The organism is Burkholderia cepacia (assembly GCF_029962485.1).
Taxonomy (GTDB): Bacteria; Pseudomonadota; Gammaproteobacteria; order Burkholderiales; family Burkholderiaceae; genus Burkholderia.
This window is the reverse complement of record NZ_CP073639.1, coordinates 60,769-83,584: the sequence shown is the minus strand read 5'-3', so window position 1 is coordinate 83,584 and position 22,816 is coordinate 60,769. Positions and strand designations below refer to the sequence as shown.

The 22,816-nt window shown below is 63.0% G+C and carries 15 protein-coding genes, 2 tRNA genes, 3 rRNA genes and 1 pseudogene; 5 read left to right on the top strand and 16 right to left on the bottom strand.

Annotated features, from left to right (window positions below; genetic code table 11):
* Nucleotides 1-63: 63 nt before the first annotated feature.
* Nucleotides 64-1,893, bottom strand: a complete 1,830-nt coding sequence (locus tag KEC55_RS31510; RefSeq protein ID WP_282512495.1) for a methyl-accepting chemotaxis protein — start codon at nucleotides 1,891-1,893, stop codon at nucleotides 64-66.
* 278 nt (nucleotides 1,894-2,171) lie between these two features.
* Here KEC55_RS31510 and KEC55_RS31505 point away from each other — a divergent pair, with 278 nt between their 5' ends.
* The 4 genes and pseudogenes from KEC55_RS31505 to KEC55_RS31490 all read left to right on the top strand — a co-directional run.
* A complete protein-coding gene (locus tag KEC55_RS31505) occupies nucleotides 2,172-2,753 on the top strand; it encodes an RNA polymerase sigma factor (RefSeq protein ID WP_282512493.1) in 582 nt (193 codons plus the stop codon).
* Between the two features lie 12 nt (nucleotides 2,754-2,765).
* Nucleotides 2,766-3,074 carry a hypothetical protein gene (locus KEC55_RS31500; RefSeq protein ID WP_282512491.1) on the top strand — a complete coding sequence of 103 codons (309 nt, stop codon included), beginning with the start codon at nucleotides 2,766-2,768 and terminating at the stop codon, nucleotides 3,072-3,074.
* Nucleotides 3,075-3,076: 2 nt separating this feature from the next.
* Nucleotides 3,077-3,373 (top strand): 4Fe-4S dicluster domain-containing protein, encoded by a 297-nt coding sequence (locus KEC55_RS31495; RefSeq protein WP_282512489.1) that lies wholly within the window; start codon nucleotides 3,077-3,079, stop codon nucleotides 3,371-3,373.
* Between the two features lie 29 nt (nucleotides 3,374-3,402).
* Nucleotides 3,403-3,660: pseudogene (locus KEC55_RS31490) on the top strand (O-methyltransferase); the annotation flags it as partial.
* Nucleotides 3,661-3,778: 118 nt separating this feature from the next.
* Here KEC55_RS31490 and rrf read toward each other — a convergent pair.
* From rrf to KEC55_RS31465, 5 genes are all read right to left on the bottom strand, one after another.
* Nucleotides 3,779-3,891, bottom strand: a 5S ribosomal RNA gene (rrf, locus tag KEC55_RS31485).
* Between the two features lie 157 nt (nucleotides 3,892-4,048).
* Nucleotides 4,049-6,931, bottom strand: a 23S ribosomal RNA gene (locus KEC55_RS31480).
* Nucleotides 6,932-7,216: 285 nt separating this feature from the next.
* Nucleotides 7,217-7,292 (bottom strand) — tRNA-Ala (locus tag KEC55_RS31475).
* 90 nt (nucleotides 7,293-7,382) lie between these two features.
* Nucleotides 7,383-7,459: transfer RNA gene (locus KEC55_RS31470), tRNA-Ile, on the bottom strand.
* A 63-nt stretch (nucleotides 7,460-7,522) separates the two neighbouring features.
* A 16S ribosomal RNA gene (locus KEC55_RS31465) occupies nucleotides 7,523-9,061 on the bottom strand.
* Together the 16S, 23S and 5S rRNA genes with 2 tRNA genes alongside form the textbook arrangement of a ribosomal RNA operon.
* A gap of 643 nt (nucleotides 9,062-9,704) precedes the next feature.
* On the opposite strand from KEC55_RS31465, the gene KEC55_RS31460 reads away from it, so the two are divergent.
* Complete coding sequence (locus tag KEC55_RS31460; protein WP_282512487.1) at nucleotides 9,705-10,142, top strand: ATPase; 438 nt, start codon at nucleotides 9,705-9,707, stop codon at nucleotides 10,140-10,142.
* Nucleotides 10,143-10,317: 175 nt separating this feature from the next.
* On the opposite strand, the gene KEC55_RS31455 is transcribed toward KEC55_RS31460, so the two are convergent.
* The 10 genes from KEC55_RS31455 to KEC55_RS31410 form a co-directional block, all read right to left on the bottom strand.
* Nucleotides 10,318-11,004 (bottom strand): DUF429 domain-containing protein, encoded by a 687-nt coding sequence (locus KEC55_RS31455; RefSeq protein ID WP_282512485.1) that lies wholly within the window; start codon nucleotides 11,002-11,004, stop codon nucleotides 10,318-10,320.
* A gap of 9 nt (nucleotides 11,005-11,013) precedes the next feature.
* Complete coding sequence (locus KEC55_RS31450; protein WP_176051800.1) at nucleotides 11,014-11,538, bottom strand: HD domain-containing protein; 525 nt, start codon at nucleotides 11,536-11,538, stop codon at nucleotides 11,014-11,016.
* Nucleotides 11,539-11,660: 122 nt separating this feature from the next.
* A complete protein-coding gene (locus tag KEC55_RS31445) occupies nucleotides 11,661-15,131 on the bottom strand; it encodes an ATP-binding protein (protein WP_282512482.1) in 3,471 nt (1,156 codons plus the stop codon).
* Nucleotides 15,132-15,134: 3 nt separating this feature from the next.
* The gene (locus tag KEC55_RS31440) at nucleotides 15,135-16,385 is read right to left on the bottom strand and encodes a metallophosphoesterase family protein (protein WP_282512480.1); all 1,251 of its coding nucleotides are present in this window, start codon (nucleotides 16,383-16,385) and stop codon (nucleotides 15,135-15,137) included.
* Between the two features lie 55 nt (nucleotides 16,386-16,440).
* Entirely contained in the window at nucleotides 16,441-16,983 is a 543-nt protein-coding gene (locus KEC55_RS31435) for a CbrC family protein (RefSeq protein WP_282512478.1), read from the bottom strand.
* Between the two features lie 78 nt (nucleotides 16,984-17,061).
* Nucleotides 17,062-17,394: a hypothetical protein gene (locus KEC55_RS31430; protein ID WP_282512476.1), complete on the bottom strand. Its 333-nt coding sequence runs from the start codon at nucleotides 17,392-17,394 to the stop codon at nucleotides 17,062-17,064.
* A 196-nt stretch (nucleotides 17,395-17,590) separates the two neighbouring features.
* Nucleotides 17,591-18,361: a hypothetical protein gene (locus KEC55_RS31425; RefSeq protein ID WP_282512474.1), complete on the bottom strand. Its 771-nt coding sequence runs from the start codon at nucleotides 18,359-18,361 to the stop codon at nucleotides 17,591-17,593.
* Nucleotides 18,362-18,609: 248 nt separating this feature from the next.
* Nucleotides 18,610-19,152 (bottom strand): hypothetical protein, encoded by a 543-nt coding sequence (locus KEC55_RS31420; RefSeq protein ID WP_282512472.1) that lies wholly within the window; start codon nucleotides 19,150-19,152, stop codon nucleotides 18,610-18,612.
* 420 nt (nucleotides 19,153-19,572) lie between these two features.
* Entirely contained in the window at nucleotides 19,573-21,558 is a 1,986-nt protein-coding gene (locus KEC55_RS31415; RefSeq protein WP_282512470.1) for a gamma-glutamyltransferase family protein, read from the bottom strand.
* A gap of 224 nt (nucleotides 21,559-21,782) precedes the next feature.
* Nucleotides 21,783-22,739: a LysR family transcriptional regulator gene (locus KEC55_RS31410; RefSeq protein WP_282512468.1), complete on the bottom strand. Its 957-nt coding sequence runs from the start codon at nucleotides 22,737-22,739 to the stop codon at nucleotides 21,783-21,785.
* Between the last annotated feature and the right edge of the window lie 77 nt (nucleotides 22,740-22,816).

Here is a 22,816-nt window from a genome sequence, read left to right as displayed (position 1 = left end):
ACGCATACGTGAAGGATGCTGCGCCCGCCCGTGCCGCCGATGGACGTAGCCGGTCGCACCTCGTCAAGCAGGCTGCAACGTCAATGCACGGTTGTCCTCGAGCTTGAACTCTCCGACCGTCTGCGCAAGCCTGGCGGCCTGCTCGCGCAACAACGCTGCCGCGGCCGCCGACTGCTCGACGAGCGCCGCATTCTGCTGTGTCGCATTGTCGAGATGCGACACAGCCTGATTCACCTGCTCGAGCCCCGTGCTCTGCTCCTTCGCTGCCACGGTAATCTCGGCAATCACGCCCGTGATGCTGCGCACGCCCTCGACGATTTCGTCCATCGTCGCACCGGCCGTCTGGACGAGTCCGGAGCCGCCTTCGATCTTCTCGACCGACGAGTGAATCAGCTGCTTGATCTCCTTGGCGGCCTGCGCGCTGCGCTGCGCGAGTGCACGCACCTCGCCGGCAACGACCGCAAAACCGCGGCCGTGCTCGTTCGCGCGTGCGGCCTCGACGGCAGCGTTCAACGCGAGAATGTTGGTCTGGAATGCGATGCCGTCGATCACGCCTACGATGTTGGCAATCTCGCCGGACGCTTGCGTGATGTCGTTCATCGTCGACACGACCTCGCTCACGACCGAGCCGCCGCGCAGCGCGACATTCGACGCGGATTCGGCCAGACGGCTCACCTGACTTGCCGCATCGGCCGAGTTGCGGGCCGTGCCGGCGATTTCCTCGAGTGCGGCGGCCGTTTCCTGCAAGCTCGACGCCGCATGTTCAGTCCGGCTCGACAGATCCTGGTTGCCCTGTGCGATCTCGGCGCTCGCGAGGTTGACGGATTCGCTGAATTCGCGAATCTGCAGCAGGATCGTGCTGATCTTTTCGGCAAACAGGTTGAACGCATGCGCGATCTGCGCGGCTTCGTCCTCGCCGTCGGCAGGCAGGCGTTTCGTCAGGTCGCCGCTGCCGCTCGAGACGTCCGTGAGCGCATCGCGAACCAGCAGGATGCGCTTGAAGGCCGCGTTCGTCATCGCGCCGACGAGCGCCGCCGCGATGACGGCAACGATCAGGATGGCAGCCAGCGTCGTCGTCGCGACCGCGCGCATGCCGGCCGTCACGTCGGCCTTGTCGAGCGCGAGCACCAGCGACCAGTCGGTGCCGGCGATCGGCTGTGCGCGCACCAGCTTGGTGGCCCCGTCGATGTCGACCGCGACAGGCGTAGACGCCGTCTGCAGCGCGCCGAGGTGATCGGAATCGAGCGCCGGCGAAAGACCGGTCGCAGGCTTCATGATCAGGTCGGTCTTGGCCGATGCGATCACGCGCCCGCTCTTGTCCACCAGGAACGCGAAGCTCGCCGGTGTCGGGTGAACGGAGGTGACGATCGCGCTCACGCTCTCCATGAACAGGCTGGCGGCCAGCACGCCCTTCACCGTGCCGTCGCGCACCACGGGCACCGCGAACGCGAACGCCGGCTTGCCGGTCGTCGCATCGCGGTAGAGTGCCGTCACGACCAGTTGGCCCGCGCTGACGGCTTGCTTGTACCAGGGCCGTGCGGTCGGGTCGTAGCCGGGCGCGAGCGGGACGTTCGAGAACGCGGTCTTGTCCGGAAGACCAAGCGTCAGCACCTCGAAGCCGCCCGACTTACCGAGCAGTTTCAACGCCGGCAGCGGGTCGCCTTCGCCGATCGCGATTGTGTCGGCGAGTGCCTGGGTTTCCCGTCCCCTGCTGGCCACCCATTCGTTGATCGCCAGCGCGTGACCGGCGAGGATCGACTTGTGGTTCTGGTCGATGGTCTCGTCGTTGTGGTTCTTGACGACGTAATAGACCAGCCCCCCCGTCACGGCCAGCGCCGTGACCACGATGGCGACGCAGGTCGCAAGTATCCGAGCACGAATCGAGGACAGCATGATGACTTCGATCTCCGTTACCGCGTTTTTTGAATGGGGTCGCCGAAGGCCGGCAACGACCTGTTTAACGACCGCGGCAACGGGAACTTAAGGCCTGACTGGCCTGACCAGTTCGGACAAGGGTCCGGCGAGGCTGCGGAGCCGCGGGAGGAAGGCGGGACTGATTCGGCAGGACCGGACTTCCGTGCCAACTGTCCGTGGTGCATGGAGGCGATGCGTTCGGCAGCGGATTTTCACGCGCGTCACAATATTCGGGCGCCTGAAACGTCTTCACAGGCATGGAATCGCCACCCACTTCGCACATGATGACCGACCCAGACCGCGACATCACTGCGACGGTGATGCGCGAACGAACGAGGCTAGCCAATTTCATCCGGCGTCGGATCCGCGACCCGGACGATGCCGAGGACATCCTGCAGGACGTGTTTTACGAATTCGTACAAGCCTATCGGCTGCCAGCTCCCATCGAACAGGCGAGCGCGTGGCTTTTCCGTACCGCGCGCAACCGCATCATCGATCGTTTTCGCAAAAAGAAAGAGCAGCCGCTGGCCGACCTGCTCGACGCCGAGGACGAAACGAGCAGCGAGTATCGCCTGGACCTCGCGCTCCCGGCACACGATGCCGGCCCCGAAGCGCTCTACGCTCGCACGCTGGTGCTCAAGGCGTTGCAGGATGCACTCGACGAGTTGCCACCGAATCAGCGTGAGGTTTTTATCGCGCATGAACTGGAAGGGCAGTCCTTCAAGGAGATGACCGCGCAAAGCGGTATCGCGCTCAATACCCTGCTCGCGCGCAAACGCTATGCGGTCTTGCATCTGCGCGCCCGACTGCAGCCCATTTTTGATGAACTGGATATCTAGAGGAGTCGACGAATGAATTTTCGAATCAGATGTGCCGGCAAGGCGCTGTTCGCGGTGATTGCCATAGGCGTGCTCGGATGGGTCGTCATGATGCTGTGGAACTGGGTGATTCCGGCGCTGTTCGTCGGCGCCCGTACGATCGACTTCGCCCATGCGCTGGGCCTGCTCGTGTTGAGCCGCATTCTGTTCGGCGGATTTCGCGGGCACCGCGGCTGGCACGGCCGGCGCCACTGGCGCAAGTGGGAATCCATGACGCCGGAAGAACGCGAGCGTGTTCGGGCCGCATGGCGATCGGACAGCAACCCGCGCACGGGAGAGTGATCATGCGCGAGAAATCAACGGGCGACTGCAAACAGAAGCCGGGTGTGATTGCGCCGATCGTCGATCTGAAACGTTGCGAGGGCAAGGGAGATTGCATCGCCGTTTGCCCCGAGAACGTGTTTGAGATCCGGCGCATCGACAGCGCCGATTACCTCGGCCTCGGTCTGATGCATCGCCTGAAGCAGCGCGTGCACGGAATGAAAGTCGCCTACACGCCGAATGCACAAGCCTGCCAGTCATGCGGACTTTGCGTGACGGCGTGTCCCGAACGCGCGATCACGCTCACTCGAAGGACATAGCATCGCCCGGGTTCGTCGATGACGGAACCAACGTATTCGACACCGTTGCCGATCTGGAGGGTACGTTCGACATGGTATTTATCGATGTATGGGCCGATGCCTATCTGAAACTGTTCAAGCAGATCGAGCGCCTGCTGCGCCCGGGATCGGTGGTACTTGCCGACAATATGTACACCGCCGAGGACGCCGTTCGATCGTACAAGCACTATCTCGACAACGATCCGCGGTTTTCGACTACAACGCTGGACTTCGAATCAGGCGTCGAATTTACGGTTGTCGTTTCCTGACTGGGGGTGTTTTCGAAGGATTGGCACTGGTCGCGTCGTCACCTGCCATTCGACGTGCATTTCCGTCGCCGAAATGCAAAAACCCCCGCCTTTCGGGCGGGGGTTTCTGGCTTAGGGAGCCTGACGATTACCTACTTTCACACGGGAATCCGCACTATCATCGGCGTAGAGTCGTTTCACGGTCCTGTTCGGGATGGGAAGGGGTGGGACCGACTCGCTATGGTCATCAGGCAAAGAGGGTTGTTGTGCTGGCTTCGCAGCACAACCAATCTTGGAAGAAGCAGTAATTTTTGAGTTGTGTGTATCACACACGAGAATCCAACTTGTCGCTCTGGATCCTGCAGCCAGTGCTTGCGCACGGCGCCGATCTACAAGGCAGACTTGTTATAGGATCAAGCCTTACGGGCAATTAGTATCAGTTAGCTGAACGCATTACTGCGCTTACACACCTGACCTATCAACGTCCTGGTCTCGAACGACCCTTCAAGGGGATCTAGTCCCCAGGGATATCTCATCTTAAGGCGAGTTTCCCGCTTAGATGCTTTCAGCGGTTATCTCTTCCGAACATAGCTACCCGGCGATGCCACTGGCGTGACAACCGGTACACCAGAGGTTCGTCCACTCCGGTCCTCTCGTACTAGGAGCAGCCCCCTTCAAATATCCAACGCCCACGGCAGATAGGGACCAAACTGTCTCACGACGTTTTAAACCCAGCTCACGTACCTCTTTAAATGGCGAACAGCCATACCCTTGGGACCGGCTACAGCCCCAGGATGAGATGAGCCGACATCGAGGTGCCAAACACCGCCGTCGATATGAACTCTTGGGCGGTATCAGCCTGTTATCCCCAGAGTACCTTTTATCCGTTGAGCGATGGCCCTTCCATACAGAACCACCGGATCACTATGACCTGCTTTCGCACCTGCTCGACTTGTCGGTCTCGCAGTTAAGCACGCTTATGCCATTGCACTATCAGCACGATTTCCGACCGTACCTAGCGTACCTTCGTACTCCTCCGTTACGCTTTGGGAGGAGACCGCCCCAGTCAAACTGCCTACCATGCACTGTCCCCGACCCGGATCACGGGCCAAGGTTAGAACCTCAAACAAACCAGGGTGGTATTTCAAGGACGGCTCCACCGAAACTAGCGTTCCGGTTTCATAGCCTCCCACCTATCCTACACAGATCGGTTCAAAGTCCAATGCAAAGCTACAGTAAAGGTTCATGGGGTCTTTCCGTCTAGCCGCGGGTAGATTGCATCATCACAAACACTTCAACTTCGCTGAGTCTCGGGAGGAGACAGTGTGGCCATCGTTACGCCATTCGTGCAGGTCGGAACTTACCCGACAAGGAATTTCGCTACCTTAGGACCGTTATAGTTACGGCCGCCGTTTACCGGGACTTCAATCAAGAGCTTGCACCCCATCATTTAATCTTCCGGCACCGGGCAGGCGTCACACCCTATACGTCCACTTTCGTGTTTGCAGAGTGCTGTGTTTTTATTAAACAGTCGCAGCCACCAGTTTATTGCAACCCCTTCACCCTCTGCCCGCAGGGGCATCAAGCTACAAGGGCGTACCTTATCCCGAAGTTACGGTACCAATTTGCCGAGTTCCTTCTCCCGAGTTCTCTCAAGCGCCTTAGAATACTCATCTCGCCCACCTGTGTCGGTTTGCGGTACGGTCATCGTTAGACTGAAGCTTAGAGGCTTTTCTTGGAACCACTTCCAATTGCTTCGCTCCCTAAGGAGCTCGCGCCACACCCTTGAATTACGCGCCCGGATTTGCCTAAGCGCCTTCTCCAATGCAGCGACCGGGACTTCCAACACCCGGACAACCTTCCGCGATCCGTCCCCCCATCGCATCTAACAATGGTGCAGGAATATTGACCTGCTTCCCATCAGCTACGCATTTCTGCCTCGCCTTAGGGGCCGACTCACCCTACGCCGATGAACGTTGCGTAGGAAACCTTGGGCTTACGGCGAGGGGGCCTTTCACCCCCTTTATCGCTACTCATGTCAGCATTCGCACTTCCGATACCTCCAGCACGCTTTTCAACGCACCTTCGCAGGCTTACGGAACGCTCTCCTACCATGCGTGCAAAGCACGCATCCGCAGCTTCGGTATATAGCTTAGCCCCGTTACATCTTCCGCGCAGGACGACTCGATCAGTGAGCTATTACGCTTTCTTTAAAGGGTGGCTGCTTCTAAGCCAACCTCCTGACTGTTTTAGCCTTCCCACTTCGTTTCCCACTTAGCTATATTTGGGGACCTTAGCTGGCGGTCTGGGTTGTTTCCCTCTTGACACCGGACGTTAGCACCCGATGTCTGTCTCCCGTGATTGCACTCTTCGGTATTCGGAGTTTGCTATGGCGGGGTAATCTGCAATAGACCCCCCAACCATGACAGTGCTCTACCCCCGAAGGTGAGACACGAGGCACTACCTAAATAGTTTTCGGAGAGAACCAGCTATTTCCAAGTTTGTTTAGCCTTTCACCCCTATCCACAGCTCATCCCCTAACTTTTCAACGTTAGTGGGTTCGGACCTCCAGTACGTGTTACCGCACCTTCATCCTGGCCATGGATAGATCACTTGGTTTCGGGTCTACGCCCAGCAACTGAACGCCCTATTCGGACTCGCTTTCGCTACGCCTGCCCTATACGGTTAAGCTTGCTACTGAACGTAAGTCGCTGACCCATTATACAAAAGGTACGCCGTCACCCCTTACGAGGCTCCGACTGTTTGTATGCATGCGGTTTCAGGATCTATTTCACTCCCCTCCCGGGGTTCTTTTCGCCTTTCCCTCACGGTACTGGTTCACTATCGGTCGATCACGAGTATTTAGCCTTGGAGGATGGTCCCCCCATCTTCAGACAGGATTTCACGTGTCCCCGCCCTACTTGTCGTACACTTAGTTCTTTCATACTGTTTTCGCCTACGGGGCTATCACCCGCTATGGCCGCACTTTCCAGAGCGTTCGGCTAACAATACAAATAAAGAGTACAAGGCTCATCCCATTTCGCTCGCCACTACTTTGGGAATCTCGGTTGATTTCTTTTCCTGCGGTTACTTAGATGTTTCAGTTCACCGCGTTCGCTTCACATGGCCTATGTATTCAGCCATGGATACTCCAAAAGGAGTGGGTTTCCCCATTCGGACATCTACGGATCAAAGCTTGTTTGCCAGCTCCCCGTAGCTTTTCGCAGGCTACCGCGTCCTTCATCGCCTGTGATCGCCAAGGCATCCACCACATGCACTTGTTCGCTTGACCCTATAACGAGTCTGTCTCATCGACAGTCGCTACAGGTTGAGTTCTCGCGTTGTGCCGTATTCCAATTGAGTCAAACATAGAGTTCGAATCATCTTGAGATACATCGATACAATCACAACCCGGATAGTTTCCACGTCCATCTCATTAGACGCTTCCGCTATCCAAATTACTTACTTCTTCCAGATTGTTAAAGAACGACAGCCGATACGTACTACGTATCACTCTGACTGGCTCAATCGCCAATGACAAAGATTCGACCCAAGTCGAACGCTTGTCATTGAAGATTGGTGGAGGCAGACGGGATCGAACCGACGACCCCCTGCTTGCAAAGCAGGTGCTCTCCCAGCTGAGCTATGCCCCCATGAGTACAGATGACCTCAGGTGTGTTACAGCCTCGGCATGGGATTCTCGTAAGCGCTAAAGCGCTAACGATCATCGACACGTCAGACAATGGTGGGTCTGGTTGGATTCGAACCAACGACCCCCGCCTTATCAAGACGGTGCTCTAACCGACTGAGCTACAGACCCCTGAGTCTGTCTTTAATTTACAGCCGATAAGCGTGAGCGCTCAACTTTGCGAGATAGCTCTGGAAAGGAGGTGATCCAGCCGCACCTTCCGATACGGCTACCTTGTTACGACTTCACCCCAGTCATGAATCCTACCGTGGTGACCGTCCTCCTTGCGGTTAGACTAGCCACTTCTGGTAAAACCCACTCCCATGGTGTGACGGGCGGTGTGTACAAGACCCGGGAACGTATTCACCGCGGCATGCTGATCCGCGATTACTAGCGATTCCAGCTTCATGCACTCGAGTTGCAGAGTGCAATCCGGACTACGATCGGTTTTCTGGGATTAGCTCCCCCTCGCGGGTTGGCAACCCTCTGTTCCGACCATTGTATGACGTGTGAAGCCCTACCCATAAGGGCCATGAGGACTTGACGTCATCCCCACCTTCCTCCGGTTTGTCACCGGCAGTCTCCTTAGAGTGCTCTTGCGTAGCAACTAAGGACAAGGGTTGCGCTCGTTGCGGGACTTAACCCAACATCTCACGACACGAGCTGACGACAGCCATGCAGCACCTGTGCGCCGGTTCTCTTTCGAGCACTCCCACCTCTCAGCGGGATTCCGACCATGTCAAGGGTAGGTAAGGTTTTTCGCGTTGCATCGAATTAATCCACATCATCCACCGCTTGTGCGGGTCCCCGTCAATTCCTTTGAGTTTTAATCTTGCGACCGTACTCCCCAGGCGGTCAACTTCACGCGTTAGCTACGTTACTAAGGAAATGAATCCCCAACAACTAGTTGACATCGTTTAGGGCGTGGACTACCAGGGTATCTAATCCTGTTTGCTCCCCACGCTTTCGTGCATGAGCGTCAGTATTGGCCCAGGGGGCTGCCTTCGCCATCGGTATTCCTCCACATCTCTACGCATTTCACTGCTACACGTGGAATTCTACCCCCCTCTGCCATACTCTAGCCTGCCAGTCACCAATGCAGTTCCCAGGTTGAGCCCGGGGATTTCACATCGGTCTTAGCAAACCGCCTGCGCACGCTTTACGCCCAGTAATTCCGATTAACGCTCGCACCCTACGTATTACCGCGGCTGCTGGCACGTAGTTAGCCGGTGCTTATTCTTCCGGTACCGTCATCCCCCGATCGTATTAGGACCAAGGATTTCTTTCCGGACAAAAGTGCTTTACAACCCGAAGGCCTTCTTCACACACGCGGCTGATCAGGTTGCTGGATCAGCTTTCGCCCATTGTCCAAAATTCCCCACTGCTGCCTCCCGTAGGAGTCTGGGCCGTGTCTCAGTCCCAGTGTGGCTGGTCGTCCTCTCAGACCAGCTACTGATCGTCGCCTTGGTAGGCCTTTACCCCACCAACTAGCTAATCAGCCATCGGCCAACCCTATAGCGCGAGGCCCGAAGGTCCCCCGCTTTCATCCATAGATCGTATGCGGTATTAATCCGGCTTTCGCCGGGCTATCCCCCACTACAGGACATGTTCCGATGTATTACTCACCCGTTCGCCACTCGCCACCAGGTGCAAGCACCCGTGCTGCCGTTCGACTTGCATGTGTAAGGCATGCCGCCAGCGTTCAATCTGAGCCAGGATCAAACTCTTCAGTTTAAACCTGTTACTGTTTTCGGTTCGGTTAAGAACCGGTCGCTCACTCAAAGCTGACAGGAATATGAATCACTTCATAAACCTGACTTACTTTAGTGTGAGACTCTTGATACTTTCGCTATCTGATCCGAGGATCAGCTCGCTTCCATCAAGCGCCCACACTTATCGGCTGTTAATTTTTAAAGAGCAATCTGCGAGGAACTTCGTGTTTCCCGGCAGCGCTGCGTTTTCAGCAGCAGAGAAGCGAGATTATGAACCGTGTTTCGCAGCTCGTCAACAACTTTTTTACTACATCGTTGCGACTGCGGGGCTCAACTTCCTGTACCGCCGAGGCCCGTACCACCTGCCTCAACAGCACCGCTTCCCTTCCCTCCCGCGCCGTGTTTCCGTTAGCGCGAAAGAGGCGTGATTCTATGCATCCGCCCCGATCTCCGCAAGCCCTTTTGCGAAAAATATTTGAAAAAGCTCTCGTGCGCTGACGCGCACGAGAGCTTTGGGTTCGACGGGCGCGGATCGCAACGCGAGTGGTTCCCTATCGATATGACGTATGTCCGCCTTTCCGCCTATATAGAGGCCAGCGGAACGGACAAGGAACCTGGCGCTGTCGAGTATCATGCCGCGACCGAACCACGCACTCATATCGACGATGGACAGCACGACTCAATCCGGCGACGCCGATCTTCGCGACGAATATGCGGCGCTGCGCGAACGCGCCATCCTGCTGGAAGAACAGACGCCGCCGCTTCTTCAGCGCATCTCGGATGTACTGCCGCGGATCAGCGGCGAATCCGAACTGGCGGACGAGCACCGCGAACGACTGGTCGGCGCGCGCAACGCGGCGATGGTCTCGATCGAAAACTATCAGCAGGCGATCCCCTTCCTGCAGACGGCCGATTCGATCATCGAGCAGCTGGACAAGACGCCCGAGCGCGATGAAGACATCGAGTGGCGTGAATCGCTGCTGCAACGGCTCGACGAGCTGATCGACGTCGCCGTCGTGATGATCAACGATGCGGAAGACTACTTCGAACAAGCGCAAGCCTGCGACCTGTCCAGCGTGCCGAAGTCCATCCTCGAGGATTGAACAGCGCCGCCCGGGATTGCGCGGCGCACCGGCTTCATGTCGTGCGCGCCGGCAATCCTGATGTTTGTCGGTCGACCACTCGACGCCTGACGACATCCGCGCCACGAAGACCGAACCTCTCCTGCAAAAGCTCACCTTGCCGTGGCACCTGCCCCGCAGTCGCCACGTTCCATCGCTAAAGTGAGTCGAGCACGATCGACTCGCTCACGATCGGCACGCGGATGTAGCCACCCTCCGTATCACCATACGCATGCGCGTTCCCGTCGATCACATATTGCGCAGTCAACGCGCAAAGGGTCGCGTCTCGCGCATCGACGGAGCGCAGCGTCGACACGTCGACTCCCAGCCGCACCAGCAATTGCTGGCGCTGGGTACGCTTCTGCTTCGCCGAGGCCACCGCCTTGCCCAGCATCGCGCAGGTAATCGCGTACGGATAGGTCTCGAAGCTCGCGCGACCGCCCGCATAGTGCTCGCCGGTCAGCAATGGATAGGTGTCCGCCAGCGCGCGGTACACGCGTTCTCCGATGAACATCCAGTCGAAGAAGCCCGATGTGCTTGCGACGGCCTGCTCCCGCGACGGTGTCGGAAAACACGAGATCCGTTCGCGCGCGAGCGCCTGTTCGGCCGCCCGGCGGCCGACGCCCGTCCACCACACGCTCGGTGCGTCGACGCCGACGGCCACGACATCATGGGCAACGCACAGCGCGGGCACCGCCTCGGGTGCAATCCGCGCTTCGCGGCAGACGACCGTCGACCCGCGCAGGATCACGAGGTCGCATAACTTCTTGTCGCCGCCGACGTCGACACCCGCCACAGCGGGCACTTGCCGCGCGGCGGCTTCGACGGATCGGGCCGATGTCATGCAGGAGCCTCAGTCCGCCGGCCGCGCACCGTATGCGGTGTCGAAGATCATCTCGAGACCGGGATGCACGCCACGCATCGGGTCGACGACCGACTTCGCCCAGTCGAAATACGCCTGCTTGCGCTCGAGCGGCCAGTCCGCGGGCGGATGCTGCGCGATGTCGCGCAGGTTGCAGATCTTGTCGGCGAGCTTCACGAGCTTCGCGCGCCGGCTGATGGTCGACGCATGCTCGACCTGCAGGCGCTTGCGCTCCTCCTTCGGCAACGACTTGTCGTCGGTGACTTCCATCACGATGTCCGCCACGTCCTTGCCGAACAGCCGCAGCAGTTCCTGCTCGGTCGTCTCCGTGTCCTCGACCGTGTCGTGCAGCACCGCCGCGACGATCACGCGCTCGTCCTCGATACCGGCCTCGTTGGCCAGCACGTCGGCGAGTGCGATCGGATGATTGATGTACGGCGACGCCTCTTCGTCCTTGCGACGCTGATTGCGATGCTTGTCCGCCGCGAACGCGATGGCGGCTACCAGCTTTTTCATATTTTCCCCTCGTGTGGCCAGACCCGCGACCGGTTGCCCCGGCCGCGCGCCTTTCGGAACCGCTCATACTACCTGTACGCGATGCCCCCTCCCGTGTGCCGGCATCCCGGCACGCCCCCGCATCACGCGCCGGCCGGCGCGCGCTGCAACTCGACCACGTTGACCCGCTCGCCGAAGACGTCCCGCACAAGCGGCAGCAGGTGGTCGTGGTGCGTCAGGAACAGCACCTGGGTTCGCGTCGACAGATCGCGCAGCGCATCGAGCCCGGCCTTCGCGCGCGCATCGTCGAAATTGATAAACAGATCGTCGGCGACGAACGGCAGCGCGGTCCGGCTGCCGAGCTGCAGCTCCAGTGCCGCGATGCGCAGCGCGAGGAACAACTGGTCGCGCGTGCCTTCGCTCAATCCCGCAACCTCGACCGACGTTCCCTTCGTGCGCCGCGCATACAGCGCAGGCGGCGTCCGTTCGGTATCGACGGTCAGCTTCGCGAATTCGCCGAGCGTGAGCCCCGCGAAGATCTCGCCCGCGCGCCTGAGCATCGGCCCCTGCTTCTGGTCGCGATAGCGATCCGTCGCCCACTTCAGCAAGCGGCTCGCGGTGGCCGCCTCCAGATACTGTTCAGCCGCATCGCCCATCGCCGCCAGTGCTTCCTGCCGTTTCGACTCGGCGACGGCCGCATTCGCCTGGCCGTCGATCGCGCCGAACGCCTGGTCGGCCACGACCTGCTGCTGCGACAGCTCGTTCAACCGCTTGCCGACATCGCCCAGCGACTGCTTCACCGCTTCGAGATGCGCCGGCACGTCGGCAATGTCCTGCGCCGCGACCTCCGTTTCGACGGCGGACCGGGAAAGCCCGTCGCCATCGCGCACCAATGCCTCGTGCGCGGCGTCGACCGCCTGCCGAAGCTGGCGCTGACGATCCGAGCGCTCGGCCAGCGGCAGCGCCGCGTCGATCGACGCGACACCGGCCAGCTGAAGCAGCGGCTGAATTCGTGCATCCGCACCGGCCACCGCGGCGACCGCGTCCGCAACCTTGCCGTCTGCCTGCCGCACGGCCTCGTCGGCACGCCCGATCGCGCGTGCGATTTCCCTGGCGGCCGCGAGGCGCATCGTCAACCGTCGCGCGACGTCCGGCCAGTCGCCGCTCGCGAGCCATTCCGGTGCAAGCGCTTCGGCAAGCCGCCGCGCGCCGGCCTCGAGCGCGGCCAGTTCCGCACGGATCGCGGCGATCCGGTTGCGCGGCGCGTCGGCATCGGCCAGCTCGGCCGTCACCGCGTTCGCGAGCCCGAGCGCACCTTCCGCCGCGGCCAGCGTCGTCGCGCTCGCGGACAGCTTCGCGTCAGCCAGCGCGTCATGCCATTGCGCACGCCATGCATCGTAGGCCGTCTGCGCATGGCCGGCCCGCGATTGCGCCGTCGCACATCCGCGGTCGGCTTCCCGCGCGCGGTCGTCCAGGCTGTCCTTCTGTGCAATCGCCTTCTCGGCCGACTGCACAAAGGTCTCGGCGATCGCGACGAGCGCGGCCAGCCCGTCCGACTCGCCACCGCGCGATACCGTGCGCAGCGCCGCACGCAGCGCTGATTCCGCGCCGGCCCGGGCAGCACGCATCGCATCGAATTCGCGGCGCTGACGGTCGAGATCCGCCTGTGCGGCGAACACCGTTTCGCGCTTCGCGAGCCAGTCGCTCATTGCCGCCAGCGGCATGCCCGGCACTGCGGCCGTCGTAGCGAGTGCGGCCCAGGCGTCGCGATGTGCAGTCAGTCCGCGCTCGCGTTCGTCCAGCGCGGACTGCCGGCGTGCCACGCCCACGCGTGCGGATTCGACCTGCTGACGCAACGATTGCAGCGTCGCGGCCGCCTGCGTGGCACCGAGCTGTGCGTCGACGAGTTCGTCGGCGAGGCGAATCGCGTCGTCGACTGCCGGTGCGCCCGTGGCGAGATCGACTGCGCCACTGCGGATATCTCCCCACGCGCCATCGCGCCGCGCACGCGCCGCCAGCACGTCGGCGGTCGTGACGACCTTGTGGTTCTCCGCGAAATGCTTCTCCTGCAGTTCGAGCCGCTCGAGTTCCTCGAACGCGCTGTCCCGTGCGTCACGTGCCGCAGCGGCCGCGCTCGCGTGCTCGCTGTCTTCCTTCAGCAGCGCGCCGAGCCGCGCCGCCGACGGCACGTCGAGCGCGCGCAGCGTATCGACCGGCATGCGCCACTGGCCGAGCGCATCGAGCGCGCCCGACAGCGTGCGTTCGGCGGCAGCGATCTCGTGCTCCAGCGCCTGCTCGCGCTGGCCGCTGTTGCGAAAGCCTTGCGCATCGGCCAGCGCCGCGCGCAGCGCCTCCGGCACGTCGACGGTCGACAGGCGCGCCTGCTGTTCCTGCACTTGCGCAAGCTCGCGCGTGCGTTCGTCGAGCGATTCGCGCGCACCGGCGAGCGCCTGGTGCAGCGCGCCGTGTTCACGCAACAGGTTCGCGACGGTCTTCAGCGACAGCGCCGTCGGCAGCGACGCGCGCAGCGACGCTTCGTCCGTCGGCCAGTCGAGCTGGTCGGCCGCCGCACAAGCGGCGGACACATGCCGCTCGACGTCAGCGCCGAGCAGCAGCAGATCCTGCGCATGATTCATGCACGCGCCGCGCAACCGGTCGAGCGCTTCAATATCGGCTTCGAGCGCCAGCGTGTCGGCGTCCGCATCGATCGCATCGCGCGCCTGCCGTTTCGCGAGCAGGTCGGCGCGCCGTTCTTCGAGCACCTTCTGCTCGGCCGCGAGATCGCCCTGCGCCTTCAGCAGATCGGCATACGCGGTCGGCGGCAACTCGACGACCGCGCCCAGTTCGGCCAGCGCGGCGTCCTTGACCGTCAGCTCCTTCAGATACGGCGCGAGCCGACGCACGCGTTCGAGCTTCGAGCGCAGCGTTTCGAGCCGGCGCTGTTCCGCACGCGCCTGCTCGATCTGCTGTTCGACCGCTTCGCGCGCGTCCTTGCGATCGACCCAGTCGCGCGTGCGCACCTGGACCGTTTTCAATTCGGTCACGGCTTCGTTGAACGATGTTTCGGCCAGCGCAAACGCACTGCCGCTCCGACGCGGCGCCCACAGCTCGACCGAGCGCGCATCGAGCTCCTCGCGCACCGGCCCGAGACTGCCGACGCCGGCGGCCGATTCGAACAGCACCTGCCCGAGCTTGTCGGATGCATCGAGAATGCTTCGGCCACCGTCGACCAGCCGCCCGTGATCGAGCCCGAACATCTGCTCGAAGAATTCACGCGTCGCGCCATCGAGGATCGCGGCAAGGTAATCGTCGGGCAGCTTGTCGTCGGCCGGCGTGCGCAACGGACTGCGTCCGCGCGCACGGTGAAACGACAGTTCGCCGCTGCCGTTCTCCAGCACGCCGCCGATCCGCAGCTCGGGCGTGCTGTGCAGGAAATCGAGCGGCGTCTGGAGCTTCATCCCGAACAGCAACTCGGACACGGCCGTGCGAATCGTCGACTTGCCGGCCTCGTTCGGCCCGACGATCACGTGAAAATCCTCGCCGGCCGACGGGAACCGCAGCGTCTCGTCGGTGAACTTGCCGTACTTGATCAGATCCAGCTGGCTGATGCGCATCGCTTACTCCCCCCTCGCCAGCCGCGCGAGCAACGCGGGCCCGACCTGTTCGACCAGCGCCGTCAGCTCGCCGGCGCGCGCCATCGCCAGCAACGGCACCTCCTCCTTCACGTCGCTGCGCACCTTGCCGACGAACGGCTTCAGGTCGCGTTCGAGCAGCGCGAGGAAATCCGGATCGTGCGCGGCATCGGCGAGGATCTGCTTCAGATCCTCCAGCGCTTCGAGCTGCTCGCTTTCGCCCGGCTGGTGATCGGCGGCGGACGTCGCGAGCCGGACCTTCTCCAGCCACAGCCGCTCGTTGCCGATGATGCCGATCTGGTTCAGCACCTCCGCGCGCAACTGCGGCGCGCGGCCAAAAAAGAGACCGTGCGCGGGCGTGCGCCCCGTGACCGTCACGCGCACCGCGCGCGGCACATGGCCGTCGACGGTCAGCAGCGCCTCCAGCGACTGGCCGATCTTTCTCGACAGATCGGCGACCGACAGGCAATCGGACGCGTCGACCGACACGGCTTCCCAGCGCAGTACGTCGAGATACAGGCGCTCGACCTGCGTACGGCCTTGCTCGACCGTTACGAGCACCGCGCCGCGGCGGCCCGTCTCGCGGATGTGACGCCCCTGCAGGTTGCCGGGAAACACGACGGTGGACGGCCCCGTCCACTGCTGGAACTCGTGCACGTGGCCGAGCGCCCAGTAGTCGTAGCCCTTCGCGTGAAGTTCGGCCAGCGTGCACGGCGCGTAGTTCGCGTGCGCGGCATAGCCTTCGAGCGCCGTGTGCAGCACGCCGATGTTGTAGTAGCCGGGTACCGGATCCGGATAGCCGATCGCGAGATTGTCGACGACGGCCTTGTCCTTGAAGCTCTGCCCGTGCAGCGCGACGTCGAATTCGGGCAGCTTGACGGTTTCCGGCTTGCGGTGGCCGAACACGGTGACGTTGTCCGGCAGCGTCAGCTTCTTCGTCATCTCGCTTTCGGCATCGTGGTTGCCGCCGAGCACGAATGCGCGGATGCCGGCCTTGCGCAGCCGCCCCATCTGCTGGCCGAAGAAGATGCCCGTGTTGTGATCCTTCCAGTCGCCGTCGTACAGGTCGCCGGCGATCACGAGAAACGCGACTTCCTCTTCGATTGCACAATCCACGAGCTGCCGCAGCGCCTCGCGCGACGCGTTGCGCAACTGCGCGGCCGGCGCGTCGGGATACGCGCTCAAGCCGTGCAACGGGCTGTCAAGGTGAATGTCTGCCGCGTGGATGAACTTCACGAAGATTCCTCTGTTTCATGACGAAGGGGTGATGCCGCTCGAACGGGTGCAGCCGTCAATCGCAATCCTGGTAGCCGCCGAGTTCGCCGCAATGGCGGCAACGAAACACGTAAGCGGTTGGCGAGCCGTCCTTGTCGAGCGCCGCGAAAAAGCGTTCCCACTCAACGCTGTCGTCGAGCCCGGTCGAGGCCTGGATGGCCGCGACGGCCTGTGGGCCGAACGCCTTCAGTTCGTCAGCGCCGGCACGACCGATGAACTGCGCGCCGTCACCGCAATGCGTCCACCATCGCTCCTGCTGCCAGCCCTGAAAACCCGGCGTACGATTCGCGATCTCGTCGACGACTGCTTCGGGCACCGCGTCCCATTCGTCGCCGCCGATACCGTCCGTGTCGGTAAAACTTGCGTCGAGCCGCGTGTGCGCCGAGCCGTCGGCGATGCACCACGGGCAGATGCACTGCTCGTAGTCGTCGACCGCATACACCGGGCCGGCGTAAACGTAACCGCGCGCATCGCCGCAGCATGCACAACGTACGTCCGAGGCGATCACGCTGCCCGTCGCGAGCGGGTCGGGATGGTACCTGAAAGCGGGTAACGACATGGAATTCTCCGTCGGTCCGGATGATCGGGAAGCACACGCGATGGATGCGAACCGCCATTGTGCCGCAGCACGACCGCGTTACCGCGAACCTTCGACCTCGGCAAACGTACCGTTCACGAATCGATAGACGCGATGCGTGGCGCCGTCGTACGCGACATATTCCCACCGGATATCGATGCCGGCCGGCGCGTCGCGCCACGTGATCGCCCGATACGGCGATCGGGTTCCGGATTCGGTTTCGAGCGAAACGGAGTCGAGGCAGCCTTGCACGGGCAGCGAGAAGCGCTGCACCGCCCGGGTACCGTGCAGCGCGCCAGCACGTAAAGCGTACCTTCTTCGCTTGCGCCGCAATATCCGGCCGGACGGCTGGTTGACGATCGGTTGACAATCGGTTGATGACGACCAGCACATGATCGCTGCCGTCGATCCGCTTCGCACGATCCGACGGGAACACCACGCTCGATGCGCCGGCCAGCGCACGCCGAAGTGCGGCCGGCACGCTCAACGCCGACGTCCTCTTGCCCGTCGCGTCGAGCTCGATCAATCACCAGGACCGCGCCGTGCACGCCATGCGAGAACACGCACACGGCCGATCGGCTACATGCCGTCACTCGCCGCGCGGGACGGGCGGCGGTGCGAAGCCGTTGTCGTTGCCGGGGAACGGATTCGCGTTGCGGCGCAGTGCTTCCTCGTCGTTTTCTTTCTGCGCGAACAGCGCAACGCCGATCACGCCGACGTTCGCGGCATCGCCGTACTTCGAGCTCGCGACGTAGCTGTCCGGCACGGCCGCAAAGCGGAACGCAGCGACTTCGTCGCGGCTCTTGCGGAAGCCCTCGATCGTCAACGTGCGGCCCGGATACAGCACGTAGCCGCCGTTCGTATAGCTGCCCGGCCGGCCCGACAGCACGTCGAGCCCGTCGACCGTCGACACGACTTCGAACGTGCGGCGCCCCTGATTGCGCAGCACGATGATGTAGCGCGAACCTTCGACGCCCGCCATGTGCCAGCGGCCGTTGCTACGTGCAAGACGCAGCGGCGCACCCTTTTCGTCCGTGAACGACAGCGCGATGTCGCCATTGGCAAGCGCGACGCGAGTCGGCAGCCGGCGAACCTGCGAGGCCGGAGGATGTCCGGGCAGTGCATCGTTGTAGTAGACCGACGCGAGATCCGTCGGCTTGGTGGAATCCGCGCGCTCGAACTCGACCTGGCGGGTTTCGGATCGCACCGACTCGCCCCACGCGGTACCGAGCCCGCGGCGTTCACTGGCGTCAGGTGCGGCGGCGGACGCGGCGTTACTGGCGGACGGCGGGGGCGGCGCCGCGCAAGCGGCCAGCCAGAGCGCGCAGGCAAGCGCGAGAAGACGGAACAGGATGGTCATGACGTGATGCCTCGGAATGTTATCGGACCGCGCCGGGCCGGCCGGAGCGGCGTTTTGGTGTCGTCTGTCGTCACGATGTCGATCGGACATGCTTGCCCTTGTTGGCCGGTACCGCCATCCCGGCGGCCCCGTAACCGGGTGCCCCGCTATTTAAGCATGGCGAGCGGGCAATGGGCAGGGGCCGCGCGCCAACAAAAAAAGCCCGGCCCGCACGAATGCGGGCCGGGCCTTGACGGAATGCGTGCTGCTTACAGCGCGCCGCCTTGCGCCGACGCCGAACCCTTCACGCCGACCGATGCGCCGCCCTGCACTGCGTTAGTCGTGCCTTCAAGCGCTTCGCCGGCCTTCGCCTTCGCGCCGCCCGCAACGTCGCCTGCCGTCGACATCGCGCCTTGCGCGTGGCTCTTCGCCGAACTTGCGACGTGCTTCACGTGCGATTTCGTCGAGTGAACGGCCGATGCCGCGGCATCCTTCGCCGTGCCGGCTGCCGAACCGACCGCCTGCGTCGCGCCGCCGACCGCATTGCCCGCGGCCGAGCCGACGCCGCCAACCGTCTTGCCGACGCCGTTCAGCGCGCCGCCAACAACGTTGCCCGCGCCCGAACCCGAGCCCGCCGCGTTCGCGCCGGCACCAGCCTGCACACCCACACCGCCGCCGAGCAGCGGCGTCTGGACTTGTGCGCCGACGCCAGCCGAACCCTGTGCGCCGGTCTGGGCCGTCTGTGCAAATGCAGCCGAAGTCGCCATCGCCGTCAGAGCGGCACCCAGCAGAATCGTATGGATCTTGTTCATGGTCATTCTCCCCAAAGACGTTGTTGCTGCGGGCCGCCTTCGTGCGGCTTGTCGCATGCCTCACCGCGAAGTGCGGCAGGTGGAGCTAATGTAGCGGCGCCGACGCGCAAAACGATTGAATTGCGGGGACTGTTACTTCGGTTGCAAATGCTGACGATTGACTCACACTGTTTGACAATCGGGGGCTTGCAGCAGGATGGACACCGTATTGGCTGGTGAACGGGAGCGGATGCTCCGCGATGGCGATCGGCCCGATCGTCACGTATCGGGACATCCGGCAGTGAATCGGCTGGCTGACGCGCAGGCAGCTTTTATCGGCACTCCGAAGGACGTACGTTGCTCGGCCATCCCTGCAGCCTCGCCATGAAATACGGCCCCGACTGCCCATCGGCAGGTCGGGGCCGTGCGCGTCCCACCCGATTACGGCCGGAACGTATCGCCGAGCACGACGCCTTCGCGACGCGGGTCGGTGCCGCCTTGCAGCGCCGGCGACTGGCCGACCGTCACGCGCATCACCGTATTGACGCCGCTCGCCTGCGCGGACGTCGACACCTTGTGCCCGAGCGCGAGCAGCCCCGTGATCAGCGGATCGTTCGCACCGTTGTTCGCCGTGTTGACATTCGGATGCTCACCGCCGATCGTGGTCGTCGGGCTGTTGCTCGCACCGAAATCGACGAGCCCCGCGGACTGCTGCGCGTCCAGGCCCCAGTCGAGCGCGCCGACGAGCGTCTTGACCACGTATTGCGGAATCGTGCCGCCACCCGGCGAACCGGTCGCCATCACGAAGTCGCCGCGCGAGCCGTCGGCAGCCTGCCCGAACACGATCGTCGGCGCCATCGAACTGCGCGGCCGCTTGCCCGGCTGCAGCCGGTTGGCCACCGGATTGCCGGATGTGTCGAGCGGGTTCGCGGAGAAGTCGGTCAACTGGTTGTTCAGCAGGAAGCCGTTGGTCATGTGGAACGAGCCCATGCTCGACTCGACCGTGGTCGTCGCGCTCAGCACGTTGCCGTCACCGTCGACGATCGTGAACTGGTTCGTGCCATGCTCGATCAGCGTCGTGTCGACACCGAGCGGCACTGCGCCGAGATTGCCGGGCTGCGCGGTGCCCATGCTCTTGGTCGTGTCGATCAGCGCCGCGCGCGATTTCAGGTACGGCTTGTTCAGCAGCGTGTCCCACGTGCCGCCCGGCAGCGGCACGAAATCCGTGTCGGCCACGTACTTGTCGCGATCGGCATAGGCGAGCCGCTCGGCCTCGGTGACGAGGTGCACACCGGCGACGGTCGGCTTGCCGCCTTCGAGATCGATCGCGGTCGGCTTCAGCGACTTCAGGTCGAAGTTCTCGAGAATGCCGAGCGCCGATGCGACCGCGATGCCGCCCGACGACGGCGGCGGCATCCCGCACACCCAGTAGCTGCGATAGGTCGTGCACACGGGTTCGCGACGCTTCGCCTGATACGCGGCCAGATCCGCGACGGTCGTCTTGCCCGGCGTGAGCGTCGAGCCGTCCGCGCCCTTCGTCACCGCGATCTTCGCGACGATGTCCTGCGCGATCTGCCCGGTGTACAGCGCATTCGCACCCGACTGCGCCATCAGCGTCAGCGTGTGCGCGTATGCGGGGTTCTTCAGCACGGTGCCGAGCGTCTTCGGCGAACCGTCGGCGTTCAGGAAGTACGCGGCGGCCTCGGGGTCGCGCTTCAGGCTCGTGGCGTTCGCCGCGATCGCGTCGGCAAGCCGGCCGCCGATCGGGAAGCCGTTGGTCGCGAGCGTGATCGCATCGCCGAACAGGTTCTGCCACGGCAGGCGGCCGTGATCCTGCTGCAGCGCCTCGATGAGCCGCGGCACGCCGATCGTGCCGATCGAGCGGCCGCTCGCGCGCGCGTTCGGCAGCGGCACCGAATGGTCGGTCGTGTCGTCGACGTAGCGCAGGTAGTTTTCCGTCGCGGCGGCCGGTGCGGTCTCGCGGCCGTCGTAGGCCTGCAGCGTCTTGCCGCGCGCATCGTAGTAGAGCAGCACGCCGCCCGATCCGAGGCCCGTCGCCTCGGGCACCGTCAGGCCGAGCACGGCCTGCACGGCGACGGCCGCATCGGCGGCCGTGCCGCCTTTCTTCAGCACCGCGCAGCCGGCCGCGCTCGCGTATGCGTTCGACGTGGCCACCAGGTAGGTCTTCGCATAGACGGGCTTCATCCCGGTGCGATAACCCGACGACGCTTCCGGCAGCGACGGATCGCCCGGCTGGTTCGAGCCCACGACGACCGTCGCGCCGCTGTTGTCTACCGCGAGGCAGCTCGCATCGGTGGAAGGTGTTGTCGTGGGGCCCGCGTCGTTCTCGACGTCGCCGCCGCATGCGGTCAGCAGCGCGGCCGCGAGCAACATGGATGCATACGGAAAAATCGCTGTTCTGTTCATTGTGTGTCGATGTTCTTCTGGGTCGTTGCGATGGGCATCATCGCTGCCTGCGACCCCCTCGGTGCGCGGGCAGCGCGTTCGATAGTCCCATGAACAAAATTTTTTCCGCAATAAGGGAATGACGTAATGCTACCGGGCATTGCGTGCGCAACGTCACGCGGCCGGCCTGCGGGTTCGCTTGTTGCACCGCATCGCAATCGAGCGGAGCGGCGCGGCCGGTGTCGCTATCTTGCCGCCCGGCGACGCTTGCCGGACACCCTGCCGTCAGGCGCGAATTCGCGTTCCATCGCTTCGATCGCCTCGGAGAAAAACTCGAGGAACATCGTCATCGCAACTGTTGCGCTCATGTCCGCCCGCTGGTAGATGCAGCTGAACGAGCGCGCGCCTGCATCGGCAAGCGGCGTCCACGCGAGCCGGCCGGCGGCGACGTCGTCCGCAACGTTCTCCGCGATCAGGAAGCCGACGCCCGCGCCTTCGGCCGCGAGACGCCGCACCATCGACACCGAGCCCGTCTCGACCAGCGGCCGCATGTTGCGCGGTTGTCGCGCATCGATCTGGTCGAACATCGCGCGCAGTTCGGTGTCGGGTGTCATCAGGATCAGCGGATGGGCGAAGCAGTCGCGCATCCGCACCTTGCCGCCGGACGACGCCAGCGGATGGCCCGGCGCCGTGACGACACCCAGCGGCTGCGCGAACGCGCGTACCTCGACCACGCCCGCTGCCGTGCGCCGGCGCAGCGCATAGCCGATGTCGACCTCGCCCGTCTCGACCCAGCGCACGATGCTTTCGCCGTTTCCCGAGCGCACGCCGTACGTGACGCCCGGGTAGCGCTGCATCGCGGCGAGGATCGCGTCGGGCACGAGCTTCTCGGCCGTCGATGCCGGCACGGCCAGGTTCACGTGCCCGCGCCGCAGCGCACGCAAGTCCTCGACCTGCGTCAGCGCATTGTCGAAGTCGCGCTGGCCGCGTCGCACGGCAGCGATCACGATCTCGCCGGCGAGCGTCAGCTGCATGCCGCGCGGCAGCCGGTCGAACAGCGGCACGCCGACCTGCTCCTCGAGATTGCGAATCTGCTGGTGCACCGCCGCGGCGGTCAGGTGCAATGCGTCGGCTGCCTTGCGAATCGAGCCGCGTCGTGCGACTTCGTCGAAACAGCGGAATGTCTGCGATATCGAACGCATGAAGGTACCGTTAGATTTTTTCGAACAGGCCGTCAAGAATAATCCGATTTTACCGACACGCCGAATCGTCTAGATTC

Excerpts from the sequence above, each read along its gene's own strand:
- KEC55_RS31455 (WP_282512485.1), bottom strand. The coding sequence starts at position 11,004 with ATGACATCGGCCCGATCCGTCGAAGCCGCCGCGCGGCAAGTGCCCGCT.
- KEC55_RS31450 (WP_176051800.1), bottom strand. The coding sequence starts at position 11,538 with ATGAAAAAGCTGGTAGCCGCCATCGCGTTCGCGGCGGACAAGCATCGC.
- KEC55_RS31435 (WP_282512478.1), bottom strand. The coding sequence starts at position 16,983 with ATGTCGTTACCCGCTTTCAGGTACCATCCCGACCCGCTCGCGACGGGC.
- KEC55_RS31460 (WP_282512487.1), top strand. The coding sequence starts at position 9,705 with ATGGACAGCACGACTCAATCCGGCGACGCCGATCTTCGCGACGAATAT.
- KEC55_RS31415 (WP_282512470.1), bottom strand. The coding sequence starts at position 21,558 with ATGAACAGAACAGCGATTTTTCCGTATGCATCCATGTTGCTCGCGGCC.
- KEC55_RS31510 (WP_282512495.1), bottom strand. The coding sequence starts at position 1,893 with ATGCTGTCCTCGATTCGTGCTCGGATACTTGCGACCTGCGTCGCCATC.
- KEC55_RS31445 (WP_282512482.1), bottom strand. The coding sequence starts at position 15,131 with ATGCGCATCAGCCAGCTGGATCTGATCAAGTACGGCAAGTTCACCGAC.
- KEC55_RS31420 (WP_282512472.1), bottom strand. The coding sequence starts at position 19,152 with ATGAACAAGATCCATACGATTCTGCTGGGTGCCGCTCTGACGGCGATG.
- KEC55_RS31410 (WP_282512468.1), bottom strand. The coding sequence starts at position 22,739 with ATGCGTTCGATATCGCAGACATTCCGCTGTTTCGACGAAGTCGCACGA.
- KEC55_RS31505 (WP_282512493.1), top strand. The coding sequence starts at position 2,172 with ATGGAATCGCCACCCACTTCGCACATGATGACCGACCCAGACCGCGAC.
- KEC55_RS31430 (WP_282512476.1), bottom strand. The coding sequence starts at position 17,394 with ATGTGCTGGTCGTCATCAACCGATTGTCAACCGATCGTCAACCAGCCG.
- KEC55_RS31500 (WP_282512491.1), top strand. The coding sequence starts at position 2,766 with ATGAATTTTCGAATCAGATGTGCCGGCAAGGCGCTGTTCGCGGTGATT.
- KEC55_RS31495 (WP_282512489.1), top strand. The coding sequence starts at position 3,077 with ATGCGCGAGAAATCAACGGGCGACTGCAAACAGAAGCCGGGTGTGATT.
- KEC55_RS31425 (WP_282512474.1), bottom strand. The coding sequence starts at position 18,361 with ATGACCATCCTGTTCCGTCTTCTCGCGCTTGCCTGCGCGCTCTGGCTG.